This window comes from Nocardioides alcanivorans, from assembly GCF_021555175.1.
Taxonomy (GTDB): domain Bacteria; phylum Actinomycetota; class Actinomycetes; order Propionibacteriales; family Nocardioidaceae; genus Nocardioides; species Nocardioides alcanivorans.
In genome coordinates, this window is record NZ_JAKGRW010000024.1 from 37,056 (window position 1) to 55,283 (window position 18,228).

Annotated in this window: 13 protein-coding genes and 2 pseudogenes; 9 read left to right on the forward strand and 6 right to left on the reverse strand. The window is 61.3% G+C overall.

All coding sequences use genetic code 11. From position 1 onward, the window contains the following. The first annotated feature begins 15 nt into the window (after window positions 1-15). Genes L1066_RS13395 through L1066_RS13405 form a run of 3 tightly spaced genes read left to right on the forward strand, consistent with a single transcriptional unit; the run spans window position 16 to window position 4,609 of the window. Complete coding sequence (locus L1066_RS13395) at window positions 16-1,416, forward strand: type IIL restriction-modification enzyme MmeI (protein WP_312007787.1); 1,401 nt, start codon at window positions 16-18, stop codon at window positions 1,414-1,416. Then, window positions 1,413-3,395, forward strand: a complete 1,983-nt coding sequence (locus L1066_RS13400) for a DEAD/DEAH box helicase (RefSeq protein WP_235736806.1) — start codon at window positions 1,413-1,415, stop codon at window positions 3,393-3,395. Before L1066_RS13395 ends, L1066_RS13400 begins: the two co-directional genes overlap by 4 nt. Beyond that, window positions 3,392-4,609, forward strand: coding sequence for a GIY-YIG nuclease family protein (locus L1066_RS13405; protein ID WP_235736807.1), 1,218 nt, complete (start codon window positions 3,392-3,394; stop codon window positions 4,607-4,609). The genes L1066_RS13400 and L1066_RS13405 overlap by 4 nt, the downstream gene beginning before the upstream one ends. A gap of 206 nt (window positions 4,610-4,815) precedes the next feature. On the opposite strand, the gene L1066_RS13410 is transcribed toward L1066_RS13405, so the two are convergent. Further along, window positions 4,816-5,967 carry a competence protein CoiA family protein gene (locus L1066_RS13410; RefSeq protein ID WP_235736808.1) on the reverse strand — a complete coding sequence of 384 codons (1,152 nt, stop codon included), beginning with the start codon at window positions 5,965-5,967 and terminating at the stop codon, window positions 4,816-4,818. Between the two features lie 547 nt (window positions 5,968-6,514). Here L1066_RS13410 and L1066_RS13415 point away from each other — a divergent pair. The 3 genes from L1066_RS13415 to L1066_RS13425 all read left to right on the forward strand — a co-directional run bounded on the left by L1066_RS13415 (window position 6,515) and on the right by L1066_RS13425 (window position 10,334). Then, window positions 6,515-7,537: a hypothetical protein gene (locus tag L1066_RS13415; RefSeq protein WP_235736809.1), complete on the forward strand. Its 1,023-nt coding sequence runs from the start codon at window positions 6,515-6,517 to the stop codon at window positions 7,535-7,537. After that, the gene (locus L1066_RS13420) at window positions 7,534-8,109 is read left to right on the forward strand and encodes a hypothetical protein (RefSeq protein ID WP_235736810.1); all 576 of its coding nucleotides are present in this window, start codon (window positions 7,534-7,536) and stop codon (window positions 8,107-8,109) included. Before L1066_RS13415 ends, L1066_RS13420 begins: the two co-directional genes overlap by 4 nt. 74 nt (window positions 8,110-8,183) lie before the next feature. After that, the gene (locus L1066_RS13425; protein ID WP_235736811.1) at window positions 8,184-10,334 is read left to right on the forward strand and encodes a GumC domain-containing protein; all 2,151 of its coding nucleotides are present in this window, start codon (window positions 8,184-8,186) and stop codon (window positions 10,332-10,334) included. A 466-nt stretch (window positions 10,335-10,800) separates the two neighbouring features. Here L1066_RS13425 and istB read toward each other — a convergent pair whose 3' ends face one another. Both istB and istA read right to left on the reverse strand, forming a co-directional pair. Beyond that, window positions 10,801-11,574: an IS21-like element helper ATPase IstB gene (istB, locus tag L1066_RS13430; protein ID WP_235736812.1), complete on the reverse strand. Its 774-nt coding sequence runs from the start codon at window positions 11,572-11,574 to the stop codon at window positions 10,801-10,803. After that, window positions 11,571-13,108 (reverse strand): annotated as a pseudogene (istA, locus tag L1066_RS13435) (IS21 family transposase). Before istA ends, istB begins: the two are co-directional and overlap by 4 nt. 152 nt (window positions 13,109-13,260) lie before the next feature. Between istA and L1066_RS13440 the strand changes: the two are divergent. From L1066_RS13440 to L1066_RS13445, 3 genes and pseudogenes are all read left to right on the forward strand, one after another. Further along, window positions 13,261-14,058 carry a hypothetical protein gene (locus L1066_RS13440; protein ID WP_235736813.1) on the forward strand — a complete coding sequence of 266 codons (798 nt, stop codon included), beginning with the start codon at window positions 13,261-13,263 and terminating at the stop codon, window positions 14,056-14,058. A 2-nt stretch (window positions 14,059-14,060) separates the two neighbouring features. Next, a pseudogene (locus tag L1066_RS28665) lies at window positions 14,061-14,237 on the forward strand (helix-turn-helix domain-containing protein); the annotation flags it as partial. A gap of 36 nt (window positions 14,238-14,273) precedes the next feature. After that, window positions 14,274-15,140: an ImmA/IrrE family metallo-endopeptidase gene (locus L1066_RS13445; protein ID WP_235736814.1), complete on the forward strand. Its 867-nt coding sequence runs from the start codon at window positions 14,274-14,276 to the stop codon at window positions 15,138-15,140. A gap of 281 nt (window positions 15,141-15,421) precedes the next feature. Here L1066_RS13445 and L1066_RS13450 read toward each other — a convergent pair whose 3' ends face one another. From L1066_RS13450 to L1066_RS13460, 3 genes are read right to left on the reverse strand one after another with little or no spacing between them, the layout of a single operon-like run. Next, window positions 15,422-16,216 (reverse strand): UvrD-helicase domain-containing protein, encoded by a 795-nt coding sequence (locus L1066_RS13450; RefSeq protein WP_235736815.1) that lies wholly within the window; start codon window positions 16,214-16,216, stop codon window positions 15,422-15,424. A 47-nt stretch (window positions 16,217-16,263) separates the two neighbouring features. After that, the gene (locus tag L1066_RS13455) at window positions 16,264-16,515 is read right to left on the reverse strand and encodes a hypothetical protein (protein ID WP_235736816.1); all 252 of its coding nucleotides are present in this window, start codon (window positions 16,513-16,515) and stop codon (window positions 16,264-16,266) included. Then, entirely contained in the window at window positions 16,512-18,110 is a 1,599-nt protein-coding gene (locus L1066_RS13460) for an ATP-dependent nuclease (RefSeq protein ID WP_235736817.1), read from the reverse strand. The genes L1066_RS13455 and L1066_RS13460 overlap by 4 nt, the downstream gene beginning before the upstream one ends. Between the last annotated feature and the right edge of the window lie 118 nt (window positions 18,111-18,228).

An 18,228-nucleotide genomic window follows, 5' to 3' on the forward strand; every position in this document is an offset into this window, starting at 1 on the left:
CCTCCCGACCACGACATCACCACCCGGAGAACCGCAGACCGGCCGCGCCAGCCGGACCGTCGTCGTACCTGCGGACCATCACCGACTCACCTCACGCAGCGATGCCGTGGCCGCCGGCGCCATGAAAGACCGGGGCTAGGGAGTCGCAACCAATCCGCCGAGCAGAAGCGTGACCTTGCCACTGTCACCCCGAAGTATAAGAGCCTCGATTATGTATCTGCATGGCTGATCAAGGGTGCTGATTACATACGAGGCACTGCTGCGAAACTGGCGTTTGTAACTACGAACTCGATCACTCAAGGCGAGCAGGTCGGGATCCTCTGGCCGCAGGTTCTCGGCGAAGAACTAGAGATCGGCTATGCCTACACATCCTTCAAATGGTCGAACCATGCCAAGAACGCGGCCGGTGTTACCTGTGTGGTTCTGGGCCTACGGAATGCATCGGCAGACCCGAAGCATATCTTCAGCGACGACATCCGACTCGATGCAAAGCGCATCAACCCGTACCTGGCCGATGGCCCAGACATCTGGATCGGGCGACGCAGTAGCCCGTTGTCGGCCCTACCTAAGCTGGGATTTGGCTCGATGCCCAACGATGGTGGCAATTTGATCCTGAGCGACGCCGAGAAGGATGATCTGATGGCGGAAGCACCACAACTTAAGTCATACGTTCGCGGTTTGAGTGGTTCAGATGAGTTCATCAAGGGCAAGACGCGCTGGTGTCTTGTGATCCCCGATGAGGGCCTCGCCGAAGCAACGAAAGTTGCTGTAATTGAGCGACGTCTCGAAGGCGTCCGCGCACACCGAGAGAATAGCACCGAGAAGTCGACGCAAGCGATGGCTTCGACTCCGAATCGCTTCTACTTCTGGGCCCACGAGGAAGCAGAATCCCTCATTGTCCCCGCGACTTCCTCGGAACGTCGCGAATATATCCCGATCGGCTATCTCGGTCCCGAAACCGTGATTTCCAACTCCGCGAACGCTGCTTATGGGGTTGAACCATGGGTTTTCTCTGTCATCACGTCTAGAAGTCACATGGTCTGGATGAAAGCTGTGGGCGGGAAGATGAAGACTGACTACCGTTACTCGGGGACGATTATCTACAACAACTTCCCTGTCCCGCCACTTACTGAGGCGGTGAAGGAGCAGCTGGTGGTCGCGGCGCTGAGGGTACTCGATGTGCGTGAGTACCACTGCGAGAAAACGCTCGCTGAGTTATACGATCCCGACCTCATGCCAGCCGATCTTCGTGCCGCGCACGCCATGGTCGACGAGCTTGTCGATTCGATCTATTCGAGGCGAGGATATGAGACCGATGAGCAGCGGCTCTCTGACCTGTTCGCAATGTACGAACGCATGACCGCTGAGGAAGCCGCGAAGGCTCCGGCGAAGAAGAGCAGGAGCACGAAAAAATGAATGCGATCAAGAAGCCGGTCAACATCGTTGATGTGACCTACGCTCGCACGAAGGCTTCGGTTAACACCGATTCGATGGGTATGCGCGAGATGCAGCAGCGCGTCTTCGCCAAGCGCGACTCACAGCACCTCCTCGTGAAGGCCCCACCCGCCTCAGGCAAATCGCGGGCGCTCATGTTCGTCGCTCTAGACAAGCTCTACAACCAAGGTCGCAAGAAGGTGATCGTCGCCGTCCCGGAACGCTCAATCGGAGCATCGTTCTCCTCGACGAACCTCACCAAGTTTGGATTTTTCACCGACTGGGAAGTCAAGGACAGACACAATCTATGCGACCCCGGCTCCTCGCAGGGGAAGGTGGGTGCGTTCATCGAATTCCTGAACGACTCCTCTGCCACGACGTTGGTGTGCACGCACGCAACATTGCGGTTCGCATTCGAAAAGCTTGCTCCCGAAGCGTTCGACGGCACGGTGCTTGCGATTGACGAGTTCCACCATGTCTCTGCCGATATTGAAGCCAACCGGCTTGGTGCGCTGTTGCGTGAGGTGATGAATGGCTCCGACGTGCACATCGTCGCGATGACCGGCTCTTACTTCCGTGGCGATTCGGTGCCGGTGCTCTCGGCCGAGGAGGAGGCACGTTTCACTCCGGTCACGTTCAACTATTACGACCAGCTCAACGGGTACGAGTATCTGCACTCGCTCGGTATCGGCCACCACTTCTATCAGGGCCGCTACACGGACGCGATTGGCGAAGTGTTCGACCTCGACAAAAAGACGATCGTGCACATCCCGAATGTGAACTCAGGCGAGTCCACCAAGGACAAGATTGAAGAGGTCGGGTTCATCATCGACTCGATCGGTGTCGTCGACCACGTCGATCCTGATACCGGGATCATCGCCATCCGTCGCCCCGACACGGGGCAGCTGGTGCGAGTTGCTGATCTTGTGGACGACACGGACCAGAAGAAGCGCGCCGACACCCTGCACTACCTCTCCACGGTCGCTTCCAAGGACCGCGATGCAGTAGACGTGATCCTTGCGCTGGGCATGGCGAAGGAAGGGTTCGACTGGCCGTTCGCTGAGCATGCCCTCACCGTTGGCTACCGGGCATCGCTGACCGAAGTAGTTCAGATCATCGGTCGTGTCACCCGCGACTCTCCGGGCAAGGAACATGCTCAGTTCACGAACTTGATTGCTGAGCCCGACGCATCCCAGGGAGAGGTGAAGGTTTCGGTGAACAACATGCTGAAGGCCATCACCGCGTCGCTGCTGATGGAACAGGTGCTCGCGCAGAACTTCACCTTCAAGACCAAGCGCACAGGCGACGATACGCAGGCTCCAGGTGTGATCAAGATCAAGGGATTCAAGGAGCCCTCGACCGAGCGGGTTAAGCAGATTGTCGAGACAGACCTTAACGACCTGAAGGCGACAATTCTCCAGGATGACACCTTCACGAAGGCCGCTGCCGGTTCGATAGATGCGGAGACAACGAACAAGGTGCTGATCCCGAAGATCATCCGAGAGCGGTATCCCGACCTGGACGAATCGCAGATTGAGGAGCTGCGACAGCAGGTGGTGGTGGACTCAGTGATCAAGAATGGCGAGGTTCGTCAGGTTGGCGACAAACGGTTCATCAAGATGGCCGAGAAGTTCGTCAACATCGACGACATCAACATCAACTTGATTGACTCGGTCAACCCGTTCCAGCGCGCGTTTGAAGTGCTGTCGAAGTCGGTGACGCCGAGCGTGCTGCGGATCATTCAGGACTCGATCACCGCGACCCGGCTCGAGATCACCGAGGACGAAGCTGTCGCGGCGTGGCCGAAGATCCAGCAGTGGGCCAAGCTCAACGGTCGACCTAATGTGCGGTCGGAGGACCCGACCGAGAAGCGGTACGCCGAGATCCTGCTGTGGCTTCAGCGCCAGAAGCAACAGCGCGCCGCCGAGGCGCGTGCTAATGAGATGGCGGATGAAGCATGAGCAACCCCGATGCAAGCGGTGTAGGTCCAATCGACTTCGCGTTCCCTGCAGGCTTGGACGCCATCTTCGATTCCGATGATGACGGACTCCTAGATGCGCCGGAGAAGACCAGGAAGGTCACCAGTTCCGACAGGCTGGAGCGAGCGTTCCTGGAGATCGTCGAGTTTCGCCGTGCACATGGCCGGACCCCTGACCCGCAGACTCGTGAGATTGCCGAGCGCAAGCTAGGCGCCCGGCTCGACGGCATTCTCGGCAACGACGAGAAGTTGAACGCGCTGAAGCCTCTCGACACTGAGTTCGGCTTGCTGGAACCTCCAGACGCGCCGGCGTCGCTCGACGACCTGCTCGGTGGAGACGATCTGGACCTGTTGGCGGATGAGACCGGGCTGCTGGATGTCTCTGACCTGCCTGTGCGAAATACACCGAACGAGATTGACTCGGTGGCGAAGCGCAAGAAGTGCGAAGACTTCGACCAGTTCGAGCACCTGTTCAGAGCTAAGCACGCGGAGTTGGCGCAGAGTGGCGTGCAGCTTGCGCCGTTCAAGGGGCTCAAGACTGTTGCCGAGGGCCGGTTCTTCGTTCTCAACGGGGTGATGCTCTTTGTCGCGGAGGTTGGGGAGAACCGCGAGATGGTCGTGGGAGGAAAGCCGGAGCAGAAGCAGCGACTACGGGTGATCTTCGAGAACGGCACCGAGTCAGCGATGTACCGCCAGTCCCTCTCAATCCGGCTGTTTGAGCAGGACGGTCAAGCCGTCGTCCAGACCGGGTTGCCTGACGATGAGATTCTCGACGGCAACGACATCGCTAGCGGGTACATCTACGTCCTTCGTTCACGCAGCGATGATCCCCAGATCGAGCAGCTGAAGGATCTCCACAAAATTGGGTTTTCCCGTGGCCCGGTCGAGAAGCGAATCCAGAACGCAGAGAAGTCACCGACGTATCTAATGGCGCCGGTCGAGGTTGTCGCGAACTATCAGACGTTCAATCTCAACGTCGTGAAGTTTGAGAACCTTCTACACCGTGTCTTTGCTGAAGTCCGACTCGACCTCACACAGATCGATCGCAAGGGTCGCGACTACGACCCCTCCGAATGGTTTGTTGTCCCACGGAACGTAATTGACCAGGCCGTTGACTTGATCGTTTCTGGCGAGATCGTGAACTACGTCTATGACGTGCAGGCGCAGCGGCTCGTCGGGCGTAAATCCGGGACCTGAGAGAACCGCTGATAGCTTGGCTTCATTGAAGGCCTCGGCGTGGACGAACGTGGCGAGCCGTCGTGATTCGTTGTGCTGGTCAGGCAGAGTTCGCCATCACTGTGCCAAGACTGATCAGAAGGCGCCGGGCAGTGCATCCCTGGGCCTGCGGCCAACATGCCGATACTGACGTCCTCGGCCACTAGCCAGTTCTATCTCGAGATCGTCTACCGTCCGAGCATGATGTCGACTGCTCGCGCTGGGCTGAGGCGCACTGTGTCCTGCGGCATCGAGGGCACCTCGACCTGCACCTCGTAGACCTCGATCCGCTGTCCGGGCAGGCAGACCCGTGCAAGGCGGTCACGTTCAGCGCTAGAAGCCGCGAACAGCGTCAGCGGGGCAAGCCGGGCTCGGACTGATCCGTTGATCCGGCTAGCGACAGGTGCGATGACACCTTGCGGCATGTCGTGGACGAAAAGCGGGATACCCATTGCCCAGTCTGGTGAACGGTCGCGTACGCCCACGTACCCACGCGCCTCATGACTGATCAACTCGACAGCATGCGGGGTCAACGCCTCTTGGCGGGCTTCCAGTGCAGCAATCGCGGCAAGATGCCCTTGCTCCTCTTCGCGCCCTGCTTCACGTTGGGTTTTCCGCCCTTCTTCACGGCCTGCGGCGACCGCTGTTGCGTCGAGCTGTTCCTGTTCAGCGTGCCAGTGCGGCCGGGTTGTCCACAGCACGTTCCCAGGCTCGTGCCGTCCCAATGCTTGGGGCGGGCGGGTTCGGACATCGTGTCGCCGTACAGTGCCGGCCAGCACGTGGCGGACGAACTGTGCGAGGGCCAGCACCACAGTAGGGCGACCCCATGAGCCATGTCCGCTGCAGGGTCCCTCATCACGCCCGTAGAGGCCGTGCTGGGCGCAGATGGTGCATGCGCTTCGCGGATCACACCAGTCGGATTGGAAGGCGCCGATGCCGTCGATCACCGTCGGTTCCGCGGACCGTTGACCTGACGACGGCCCTGAGTTGTCCGAGTCGTCGGTACGGATCCGGATGCTTGGAACATGCCCGAGAAATGGCCTGTCCTTGTCGGTTATCCAGCACACCGAGACGCCATCACGCGCCATTGCCGCTGTTCGTTCGTCAAGGTCGGCGCTGGTGGCTGCGGCGAGTTGTGCCTCCCACGCCATTCGTATTCCACTGGTCGGACAGGTCGCCAACACATCGGCACGCCATCCATGCCCTGGGATTTCCAGTTCGGCGTGCCAACCGGCGCTGCGAATGGCGGACGCCAGCTCCATCTTCAGCAGCCGGTGGGCCACGCTCTCGCCAGCCGAGCCACACGCAGGCGCGCCTGCATCGTGCGCGAAGAACCGCATGCCGCCTCGTGAGACTTTCGCGTGGACTCCGTGCCCGCACTCACGACAGGTCAGGGGCGCTCGCGGACGCACCTTGTGCAAGGCTGCCCAGGAGAGTTCGTCCTCTGTACTGGAGCCTCCAGTAAGCATCTGACTGGTGAGGTCAAGGAACCCTGCAGTCCGGTGGAGGGCTGTCAACGGCATAGGGCCCATCGTGCCCTGCGGCACCGACGCTGTCAGCGGAATTGAGCCGCAAAGCTAAGGCACACCGCGGGCGATCTGTTCTAGGAAGGCTGTCGATGCGTTCCGCTCCGCCGGAGAGTCATGACCGATAGGCTTCAGTTCTTGACACTCAACCGGGAACGGACTTGTACCGTGAAGCTGAGCTCCAGCGACAGTGACGTCGTCGTCGGTGCCGCTATCGAGGACGTGTTCTGGCACGCCGATTTCCCGGCTGGCCCTGAGCGGGTTCGTGGTGGGCGTGTCTGACAGGGTTGCGCTGATCGACTTTCGAATCCATGTAATCCGAACTGGGAGCGACGAAGGTGGTCGCACTGACTTCCATCGGATGCTCTCGGCCCTAGTCGGGCAGGTTCATCCGACCGCAACGGACGTTCGCGCCGATCCGGGAGATTGGGGTATCGACGTCTTTGTCGGCAGTCTCGTAGACAAGGTCTCGATCTGGCAGTCGAAGTACTTCTACACCGAGATCGGGAAGTCACAGAAGGCCCAGATCCGGGAATCGTTCGCTTCAGCCATGAAGCACGCCGAAGCCGAGGGTTACGACGTCGAGTCCTGGACGCTGTGCGTTGCCTGTGAACTCAGCGCCCCGGAACGGAGGTGGTGGGACACGAAGAAGCGCGAGTGGGAAAGGCTCCATCCCCACCTGAACATCGATCTTTGGGATGCCCCCGTCCTTCGGCGGCGGCTAATGGCACCTGAGGCCGCCCCGGTTGTGGCGTCGTTCTACGCTGAGAACGGTGCTCAGCACTCGGGCACGACTATTTCGTCCCGGCCCCTTCCGGTCTCCTTTGAGGAGCCCCCGGGTTATGAATCGGCGTTATTTGTGCGTCAGATGCGATCTGCAGGGATCAGCGAGCTAGACGGCCAACGTGCCGCGTACTTCAATGCCGATCTGCTGGTCCGCGACGTTGCAGCACGGAAGGTGCCCGCCGAACTGGCGGCTGTTCGAGAAATCGACGTGACCCTGGTCGGGCACTGGGAAGACTCGGTCGCCGATCCAGCGACGTCTCCGAGTGTTGAAGAGTACGAGATTTCTGCCCGCCGCCTATTCGCTCACGTGATGGGCGCAACGCATAAGCAGTCGCCGCCAGTCGAGCTCCCTGTGCGCCCGCTCCACCTGCGCGGCTTCATGCATCGGGTTGTAGAGGACTCGCGCGCTGGCTGGGTCCACGACTGGCGGGACATCGCGCGTGAGCACGCTAGCGAACGCGAAATCGAAATGCCTGCTCAGACGGAGATCGAACCTGAAGCACACATCTATGACGGCACAGACGAACATCCCTCGAACGAGGGCCTCGCCGCTGACGGTTCCTCGACTAGTCATGACGCAGAAGGAGAGTTCGTATGACCGCGGGAAACGACTACGCTGCCGGGTGGTCGGCAGCCCAGTCCCGCGCCCCCGAAGAGCACACCACTTTCCGGCTCACCCAACTCGTCATCCTCCTTGGTGAGGTCGCTCCTGCCAACGGACGGACTATCGACCTCGAAACGCTCGGGTACTACGACTTCTTCGCTGCCAACCCGTTCGTAATAGTTCAGCGGGAAGACGCCCGCGATCGAGCGAGGCTCCACCAGGCAGCGTTCGACGAGCGCCAACTCACTTACGCTTCGTCGGGGTCCAGGTTCGCGAATCGGCGAAAGCGGCTACAGCACGACTGCGCACTCCTGGTCGCATACGGTCTCGGGGAACGGCTGGCTGACGGGTACGCACAAACTGACCGCGGCGCCGAGTTCGTCGAGGGTCTGACCGCCCTGTATGTCGACCAGTACCGCGAGTCGGTCACTGTCGTTCATGCCCGCCTGAAATCGCTGAGCGCGCCTGCGCTCGCTCGCAAAGCACGCGAGTGGCTGAGTACGCCGTCGCTCGTCTTGGACTTGTATGGCTCGACCGAGCAGCCCGACCCCGGAGAAGCCCAATGAGCAGTGACGTCACACCGACCCCCTCTTCGCAAGACCATGACGACACACCGACTGGCGCCAGTCCAACGGGCAGTGTGAGCGCCCTTCCGGGTATCGACCGTGGCCTCCGCATTCGCCGCCTGCTTCTCCTCGGCCCTGGTGGTCCCTTCAATGTCGATTTTGCCGAGTACCCCGAACCTGTCGCTGGTGACGCCGAGTCCGAAGGCGATGGTGCTGAGACAGGACGGATGCCCGCAGAGGTTTGGCCGCTTAGCGTCATCGCAGGCCGCACGAATACTGGCAAGACAAGCATCCTGCGATTTATCGAGTACGTCTTGGGCGCCAAGGACTTCCCAAGCCACCGTGAGGTCCTTCGACAGGTCCGCTCGGCGGTACTCGAGGTACACACCCCCGACGGTCTCTTCACAATAGAACGTGCACTTGAGGCGAACCGAGTTCATGTCTATCCCGGTGGCTACGACAGCATCGATCCGCTCTCTGCGACCTCGCTCATTGTCGAACCGACCAGCGACCCCGAGTCGATCTCGCAGTTCGTGCTTTCAACCGTCGGCCTCCAGGACGTCGACCTCAAGGAAGCACCGACACAGGACGAGTCGGGGGTGGACCGGCTGAGCTTCCGCGACCTGATCTGGACCTGCCTGTACCTCAACGAACGCGTCGGCAGTCAGCAGCTTCTCCACGCCGGCAACGTAATGAAGAACCTTAAGATTCGCCAGGTCGTCGATGCCATCTTCGGGGTTCATGACAATGAGCGAGCGGACCTAGCCCGACGAGTCAAGGACGCCGCCGCGAACCTTGAGGCTCAGCGGCGTGCTCTCGAACACCTCACCGAGTTCGTCTCACAACAGGAACCGAAGAATGCCGAACAGCTTGCCGTCGAAGCCCGAGAACTCGGCTTCGAGCTGGATCAGGTTGTGGACCAAATCAACGAGCTCGAAGCGCGCGAACGCGCAGCATCGAATTTCGCCAGCGAGATGCGCGCCTTCCGCGCGACGCTCGCCACACGCGCAACCAGATCGACTGCCCGGGTCCGCGATCGCGTCAGCCAGCTCGACCGCTTCGGTTCCCTACGTGCCCAGTACGCCGATGACATACGCAAACTCACGATGTTGGTCGAGGCTGAGAATCTGTTCGATCAGCTCTCCGTCACCGTGTGCCCCGCATGCTTCAGTAATCTGACCGAGGCTCCTTACCTCGCGGGCGGTGTGTGCAGTCTCTGTCACACCGATACTCGACCCGCGACAGCAAAAGGGGACGACACTGCTTCGGGAACCCCGACCGCGGCAGCCGCACAGGTTGGCTCAGTCGCGACGGCGGCAAAGGAACTCCGGGCCGCGAAGCGCCGCTACAAGGAGCTCGACGAGTATTGGCGACGCCTGTCTGGCGAACTCGCCGCGTTGCGTGAGATTGCGGAAGCTGATGTGGCCGCGGAAGCTGATGCGGCCGCGAGACTCGACGCTGCTACTAAAGACGCACTGAGCCCGTTTATTGCCGAACGCACTGAACTCGGCAGGCGGCGTCAAGCGGCCTTGGTCCAACGCTCCCAAGTGTCTCAAGGCATCAAGCTCCATACCGGACTCGAAGCTCGCCAAACGACGTATGTGCGTGCCGACAAGCACCTCGGAGCTCTGCGTAAGCAGCAACGCGACGCAAAACATCGTCCCGATCGTGACCGCGTCATCTCCGACATCTCGGCCCGTTACCGATTCATCCTGGAAACCATTCAATATCCGAAGGTCAATGAGGTCGGCACGCTCCCGCCCTACATCGACAGCAACCTGGTGCCCTACGTGCGTGGACAGCACTTCAAGGAGGCCAGCAGCGGTGGACAAGTCCTCGTTACCCTCGCCTGGGCGCTTGCTATCTTCGAGGTTGCCTACGAAACAGGTGCAGCCCACCCCGGTGTCCTGATGATCGACACGCCGCAGAAGAACCTTGGCGGACAGGCAGACGACACCGAGTTCGCCGACATCCACCTCGTCGAGGGGATTTACGATCACGTCCTGCAGTGGCTCGACAACGCCGGGAGTGGTGCGCAGGTCATCATCGTCGATAACACGCCCCCAGCGAACGCAGATGACCACATCCGGGTTCGATACACCCGTGACCCGAACAAGCCGCCGTTCGGTCTCATTGCCAACGAGGTTGGGTACAGCGATGAAGCCCACGACGGCACCCCGGACGCAACAGTGGACTCCAGCGCCGAGCCGGAAGCGGCTCCGTAGCCTCGCTGCAGTGCGCGCATGTCCGCCGCTTCGTCCGGGTCTGCTCAAGCTGACCAGACCTTGCGACGGTGCGCTGGCGAATATCTCTCGTCCGACGTTGGGGCGGTGTTGAGCGCGCCGAAATCGAGACCCTTCAACTGGGCTTTCCCCATCGTTGTGATGAACCAAGCCGGCCAGGGCCGATCAACCTTCCGTGCTGACGGATCTTGTGCTTCGGTTCACGTTAAGTTGACGGATCTTAAGATCGAACACGCCGATCAATGACTGAATCGGGCACAGAACTGAAGCATGTGGCATGATGGGCACCTCAACGAAGGTGAGGAACGCCCGTGAGTGATTGTCAAGGGCCAGTAGGAATTGCCCAGGGGCGGTCATGAAACCTGCCCGGTGACGGTCACGAGATCTGCCCGGTGGTGGCCATGGGATCTGCCCATAGGGGCTGGGTGGCCACCACCGACCAGGGGACTCAGCTCAACGGGCTCACCCCTTGTCCGGCGAGTGCTTGGGTGAGTCGTACGGAGTCGCCGGTGGTTTGGCAGACGTGGGCGTGGTGCAGCAGCCGGTCGACGGTGGCGGTGGCCAGCGTTTTGGGCATCAGTTCATCGAATCCGGCGGGGTGCAGGTTCGAGCTGATCGCTATCGACCGCTTCTCGTACGCGGCATCGACGAGGCGGTACAGCCCTTCGGCCGCGTCGGCGGCCACCGGAAGGAGGCCGATGTCGTCAACGACCACGAGGTCGGCGCGCAGGATCCGGGCGATGGCCTTCGACACGGTGTCGTCGGCGCGGTGACGACGCAGCATGACGCCGAGGTCTTCCAGGGTGAACCAGGCGACCTTCAGCCCTTCCTCGACGGCCTGTTGGCCGAGCGCTTCGAGTAGGAACGTCTTTCCGGTGCCTGATGGCCCACACAGCACGAGGTTCTCGCGGCGATGCACCCACTCAAGGGTCCGTAGTGCTTGCTGGGTCGGTGCCGGGATCGAGGACGCCTCGGGCTGCCAGGCGTCGAACGTCTTCCCGGTGGGGAACCCGGCTGCCGCACGGCGGGTGGCGAGTGCGGAGCGTTCCCGGCCGGCGACTTCCTCGGCGAACAGGGCCTTCAACACCTCGGCGGGTTCCCAGCGTTGGGCCTTCGCGGTCGCGACCACTTCGGGTGCGTGACGACGGATGTGCGGCAGCCGCAACCGCCGTAACAGGTCCTCCAACTCGTCCGGCAGTGGTGGTGCGGTGGGGGTCTTCATTCGTCTGCCTCCTCGTCGTTGCCTGATGGGTTCACCGGCTGGCCCAGGCGTGCCCACGCTGCGGTGCCTTGAGTCAGTGAGGACTGCTCGCCGGCACGGTGCTCACCGGCGGCTGGGCGGGTGGCGTGATGGTCCAGGATCGAGGCCAGGTCTGCTTCGGCGAACCGACTGTGCACAGCGGCATGTCCCAGCGCCCAGTCGACCTCGACGGGGTCGAACAGCTTCGCCAACGCCAGTGCTTCTGCCATCTTGACCCGCATCTTCGTGATCCCTGCCGCGGCCGCCTCGACGAGCCACAACGCTGCGCCTTCGCCCAGATCAAGAAACTCCGACTCGGCCGCGCTTTTTGCCCGCGGCCGACGCTCCAACGCCCCCGGTGGCTGGGGTGGGAAGTGGTCGTCGTTGATCTTCGGGCTGCCCGGTGTGGCCCGAGCGTGGCGAGCCATCTCAACGGGCCCGTCGTCGCCGACGTGGACGATGACGACCTGCTCGGCCTCACCAACACCTTGAGTACGGACCCACACCGTTTCGCCGAGCAACTGGTGTGGGACCGAGTACTGGCCCGATTCGAACATCACCATCGGCGTGTTCGCCGGCACCACCCGGGTGGTGCCGAACGCCACCGTGTGCGGCAACGCCGGAACCGGGTGAAGCCGCAGACGCTCCTCGGCGAGCATCTCGACTGGCGGCCGCTTCGTGGTCCGGTGAGGTCGGGTGTTGACCTTCTCGCAGAACGCAGCACATGCCTGCTCGAGGTCGGCGAACGAGGCGTACTCCTCCAACAGGTTCGTGTCCTTGGGCACCAGGTCCGCCTTGCTGATCTTCACCGATGCCTCAGTGCCGCCCTTCGACGCCGGGTCCACCGGGACACAGGTGTGCACCACCACCGAATAGTGCTCGGCGAACCCCACCAGTTGGCCGTTGCGGACCGCGATCCCGGCGATGTGCTCGGTCGTGACGGTCTTCTCGTTGTCGGTCAACACATACGTGGGGACCCCACCCAACCGTCGGAACGTCTGGTCCAACGCGGCGAACACCGAGGGCATGGTCTTGTCCCGCAACGCGATCACCACCCGGAACCGCGACCACGCCAGCCACGCCACGAACAGCACCGTCTTGATGCCGTCGATCCTGGGTCCGTCGCCGTAGTCGTACTGCAACCACATGCCCGGCTCAGTCACCCACGGCCGGTGCACGCGCACGTTGCCGGCCCGGTACGACTTCTTCACCGCCGCGACCCCCGCCGCGTGGTGCGCTCCGACCCCGTGTAGCCCAACGCGAGCAGCTTCTCGTGGGCGACATCGGCACGGACCTTTCCCTTCGAGCGTTCCACCCACTCCTCGACCTTGTCCAGGTAGGCATCGATCAACTGCGGCCGCGGCGCGGCCCGGTCCAGCACACCAGCCGCAGCACGCCGCTCGACGTAGTGCTTGACGGTGTGGTGAGAGCAGCCGGCCAACTCACCGGCATCACGCAACGACCCGGTCAGGTCGTAGGCATCCAAGATTTTCATGATCTCCTCGGCAGACTTCACATGTCCCTCCTCAGGACGACGGGCGCTTCAGCACCGCCGATCGCACCTGAGGAGGGGCCTCAACCTGGGAACCGGTGAGGCAGACGACGTCGTGTCGGGCAGATCCCATGACCGCTACCGGGCAGGTTTCATGACCGCCAGCGGGCAACTTCGTGGCCGTCTACGGGCAGAATTTCATGGCCGCCAACAGTGATTTCATGCAGGACTTCTTCGGAGAGCGCGCGGCAGAAGCCGAGGTTGCGCTCGTCGACATTGCGAGGTCGGCCCACAGGAAGTCCGTCCTGGCTCACGAAGCTGCAGAGTCAGACACCAATGATGTGTTCGGAACCTCGTTCTGGGGCGCATTACACCGGCACAGCATCGCCCGCATGTGTGATGCTGTGCCCGGGGCGACTCTGACGAAGCTCACTGGTTTCCGCTATCAACTGGTGACCTGGAAGAACCAACTGATCGTCCCCGTCAAGATCAAAGACATCGTTGACCTCCAACCCGGCACCATTCGGGTGGGCGCCTCCGACTTCCGCCGTCATCTCGGGGACCTTGGGGCACCTTTATTCGTGGAGGTCGACCTTTTTGATGACGCGCAGGAGTTGGAGTCTGAGCAGGTAGCCATGCAACGTGCACGGGACCGCGCGGAGTTGGCTCAGAGCCTGCTGAACACCAACGCCAGCGGCGTCGTGTTCGTTGCGGTCTTGGCATCCGTGACCGGTGGAGTCCGACTCATCCATGTTGGAGAGGGAAAGCTCGACCAAGACGGATTCATAGTGTGGGGTCCCAGCGAGACTCTGAACCTCCGCGCTGAGGTCACTCAGAATCCGGGTCTGGTCACCGCTTCGACGTCGTTCGCCGACACGCCCACCCCGATGCCCGCTCTCTCTTGTGCGCAAGGACAAGACGAACGAGGGCGACAAATGATGCAGGACTCGCGTACCGCTGTTGGGCGGGCGTGAGTATGTTTGCGTTCCAACCCGATCGCTTGCGTCAGGCGCGTCAACTCGCCCTATTGACGAAGACCGAGGTCGCCAAGCTGAGTGGAGTCACGCCCACCGCCGTCGGTCAGTACGAATCCGGCGTCTCGGTGCCGCGTCCCGACACGTTGGCCAAGCTAGCCATGGCATTGGACGTAGACGAGGAGTTCTTCGCGGCTGGACGTCCTCTGCTGAGGTTGGAGGTCGGCGACACGTATTTCGAGAGCTTGCGTGCCACCACTGCGAAGCAGCGTCTTCACGCGACGGCGTTCGCTGAACAGCTGTGGGAAATTTCTCATGCGCTGGAGACGTACGTTCGCTTCCCAGACGTGCGCCTCCCCGAGACACCACTCGGTTCGAGCGGTCCCGAACGCGCCCAGCGAGCAGCACAAGCGGTCCGCGCTGCCTGGGGTCTGGGGGTCGAACCGATGGGGCACCTCGTCTCCCACATCGAGTCCAACGGGATCGTCGCCGCACTCGCACCCCGAACGGAGCAAACCAAGGCACGGATCGACGCCTACTCGACTCTGACGTTCGGACGTCCGTTGATGGTGCTGACCCCAGATCGAGCAGACGACGTGTTCCGGCACCGGTTCAGTGCCGCGCACGAACTAGGGCACCTGGTCCTGCACAACGGCGAGTTGACGGGCGACGTGTGGTTGGAGAAGGAGGCCGACGCCTTCGCCGCTGAGTTCCTGACCCCTTCTGCTGTCATGGCTGGGGTGTTGCCGCGGCGACTGAACTTCGCTCAGTTGACAGAACTAAGTGAGCGGTGGGGTGTTTCGGTGAAGATGCTCGTCTTCCGAAGCCAGGAACTCGGATTGATCAGCGAGAGCACGGCACGCCGGGCCTATATTCGGCTCGCGCAGAACCCGGTCCAGCATCGCCCGATCCGCCTGTATGAAGGCGAGGTGCCGTCCATGTTGAAGGCTGCCTTCGATCTCGCTGAAACCGGAGGGCTCACTCAGGTTGGACTCGCCAAACAATTGGGGTGGAAGCCTCGACGTGTCCGGCAGATCCTTGGTGATGACGACTCCCGACCCCGGCTGGTCGTCATTAGGTGACGCGATTGGGATAGGAAAGCGGTCGGCCTCACCGGCTATGAATCGCGATTTCCAGCAGCAGGGGCGCCATTGGCTGCTACTCGAGCTGCGATTACACGCAAACCACGGAAGCTCGAAGCGAATTCGAGTCGATCTTGGGTTGAGGAAGGCGAACCATTCGAGGGGTGCCGGGGACTGCTACGCGATCAGATGGGAGTTGCCCCCATACTATCCGCAAACGGCTGATTTGCTGAGCAAATGCGGTACCGCCCCGCGATCGGTTGCACAGACTCTTGACGGTTTCATGTTCCCGAGCACGAGGAGGTTTGTGAATCATCGGTCCAAGCGGTGAGGTTTGGAATGCTTTGGTCGGTGATGAAGGCGACGCTGTGCCTGGCACGGGTGACACCGATGTAGAGGGCGCAGGCGGCTAGGCCCTCGAGCTGGATGCCAACGGTAAGGAACTTGAGTGCCTTCGCGGTCGGGTAGATCACCACGTGGTCGACGGTGCGGCCTTTGGCTACGCCGAAAGTGAGGAAGGGAAGGTCCAGATGCTTGGCAACTGCCTTGCTGTGACGGAGGCAGAGCGCCGCGTGCCTTTGGGTGTACTCGACGGCGTCGGATTCCCGGACGGTGAAGAGCCCGGCGTGCGGATGCGTGTCTGTTGATGCCGAGACGGTCGGTGCGTAACCGAGAGCCGGATCGAAGATGGAGTCCGACAGAGTCGCTATGATCTGGCTTGAGCGGTAGGTCGTTGGTGCCTGTGTGATCTTGAGAAGCTTCCTGCTTTCCATCAACTGGAACCAAGCAAAGATCTTATCTTTGCGGTATTTCGCGTTCTTGGGGTCTCTGACGTTGGTGGACAGCAGTGCCTGCCGCATGTCGCCGACCATCGTGATGGTCAACCTTGACCGCAAAAGGGCTTCCACGACGTCAAGATCCCACCCGCCAAGATCTTGCACCTCGTCGATGTAGATCTCGTCGTAGATGTTTTCCAAGCGGTCAATCGCGGCGCTGTTGCTGGCTGCCATGACGTCGTGGGCGAGCTTGGCTAGATGAAGTTTGTAGGCACGGTTGCTGGCATCAAGGAACCGCACTTCGCCCTTCGCATAGCGTCCGGGATCACCATCGAAGTTGAGTCCGGCTAATCGACGATCTGGGTAGAGGAGGGGAGGTAGGGGCGGACTAGGTGTTGGAGGAGGAAGGCGAACCAACCCATCACCTCTATCCGCCGGCCATCGGCGCCGGCCGCCCTGATGCGAGTCGCGAGCTCGTCTTGGCTTGCTGTGGTGTAGCCGAGCACCAGGATACGGCGGTCGTCTGGACACGACTTGCAGTCGTCGACGATCGACTGGGTCTTACGTCCGCCAGCGACAGCCAAGATCGCGCGGTTCATGCGAAGTGCTCGATCGCCTGCTTGATGTAGTTCGGCATCACCACTGCCTCCTGTGACTCAAGGATTCGCAGGGCGCCTTCGGTCTTGTGGTTCGGCATCCATGTCTCTGGATTGTCCTGCTTGCGCAGCCCAAGCACCGTCCGCATGTGTTCGACGCCGTTAGCTGTGATCAGCTGTGGTTCAAGTGTCTTGCCGAGCGAAGGGTCGCCGACGAACATCCGTCGGATATCCGACATGTGCTCGGTGAGTTCCTGAAGGATCTCGGAAACTGGGCTCCCATCGTTGTCCTGGAGAGCTACGACGTCGCGGTCGAGGCGAGCGCAGAGTTCAAGTGCCCGCTTGAAGGTAATCCCGTTCATGGAGATAACGTCGATGCCATCCGACTCGGGAGACTTCTGGAACCGGTCGAAGTAGCCCCGCTTGAAGATCATCTCGTCGGACGGGCCCTCAACGAGAACTAGCCGGGTAGCTAAAGCGAGACGCAGAGTGTCGTAGCCCGATAAGTGCTTGAAGTAGGAGACGGTTCCATCGTCCAGGTCGCTGATGCGGGTTGGGTCGTCGCCGCGTAGGCAGATCAACTTGTTGAGGCCAAGACGGTTGAGGACGAAGGAGCTATGAGTGGTCACGAACAGTTGCTGGCTCTCGCCTGCGAGGGTCTCGACCCGGTCGATTAACTTGTGGAGGCGGCTGTAGGCAAGATGAGTTTCGGGTTCCTCGATCAGCACTGTGCGGGCAGATTCGGCGCGCCGTTTCATCGCTAACGCCACCTTGATCGAAGCCTGCTGGCCCTGCCCGGACATGGCGAACGGAATGTCGTCTACCGCAGGGACTACCCCGGCCTCCCAGGACGCGCGAGCGGACTGGTCCATCGTCAAGCCGAGTGGGGCATCGTGAAGTTTCTCAGACCCCTCACGCACCTTCTCATTGAGGCCTTTGAGGGCTGAAGAAGTCAACTCGTAGCGTGACTTGCGATGGGCCACCGAGATCGCCGCCCGCTCCTTCGGCTCGAGGAACGAGCTGAGTATCTCTCGTGTGTGGTAGTCGACTCCTGCCTTCGACCGGATCGTGCGTGAGTCGATCACCGACAGTCCCAGGGCGGTCGGGCGCCGGCGCAGCGGCATGTCGTTGAAGTCCTTCCACAATGCCTCGAAGTACTCAGTCGGCAGGACATCCGGTCGGTCAGGATCCGCCATGTAGGCCGCGAACTCCTCGTCATAGTCAGGGTTGAGGACGACCTCAAGTTTGGTCCCAGGAAAGTCAAGTCGAAGGGAGTTGTGGACCCCGCGCATCCGCTGAACGTCGGAGTCCAAGGAGTCGAAGTAGAGTTCGATGCAGATCGTCGGCGCGGGCACCTGCGAGTCCTTCGCGTAGGCATCGAGGTAGTCGCGCACCGCATCGGCGTTGAACCAGTACGGATTGAGCTCCTCGTTTGCCCAACGGCCGTCGATCCGTCCGCTGAGAGCCAAGGTGATTGCCTCTAGCAAGGTCGACTTACCGGTCTCGTTGTCGCCGACGATGATGTTCGTCGTTGGATCGGGCGTGATGGCGAACTGACGGAACTTGCGGTAGCCGTGAATAACAACCTTTGAGATCATGATGGCTCTATTCTCGGAGGTTCCTAGCGCCCTGAGCGTGTGCCACGCCGCGACCTCAGTTCTGGACGACGAGCCCTGAGCAGCGCACTTTAAGCCTGCCTGAGCTCCAGGTCGACGT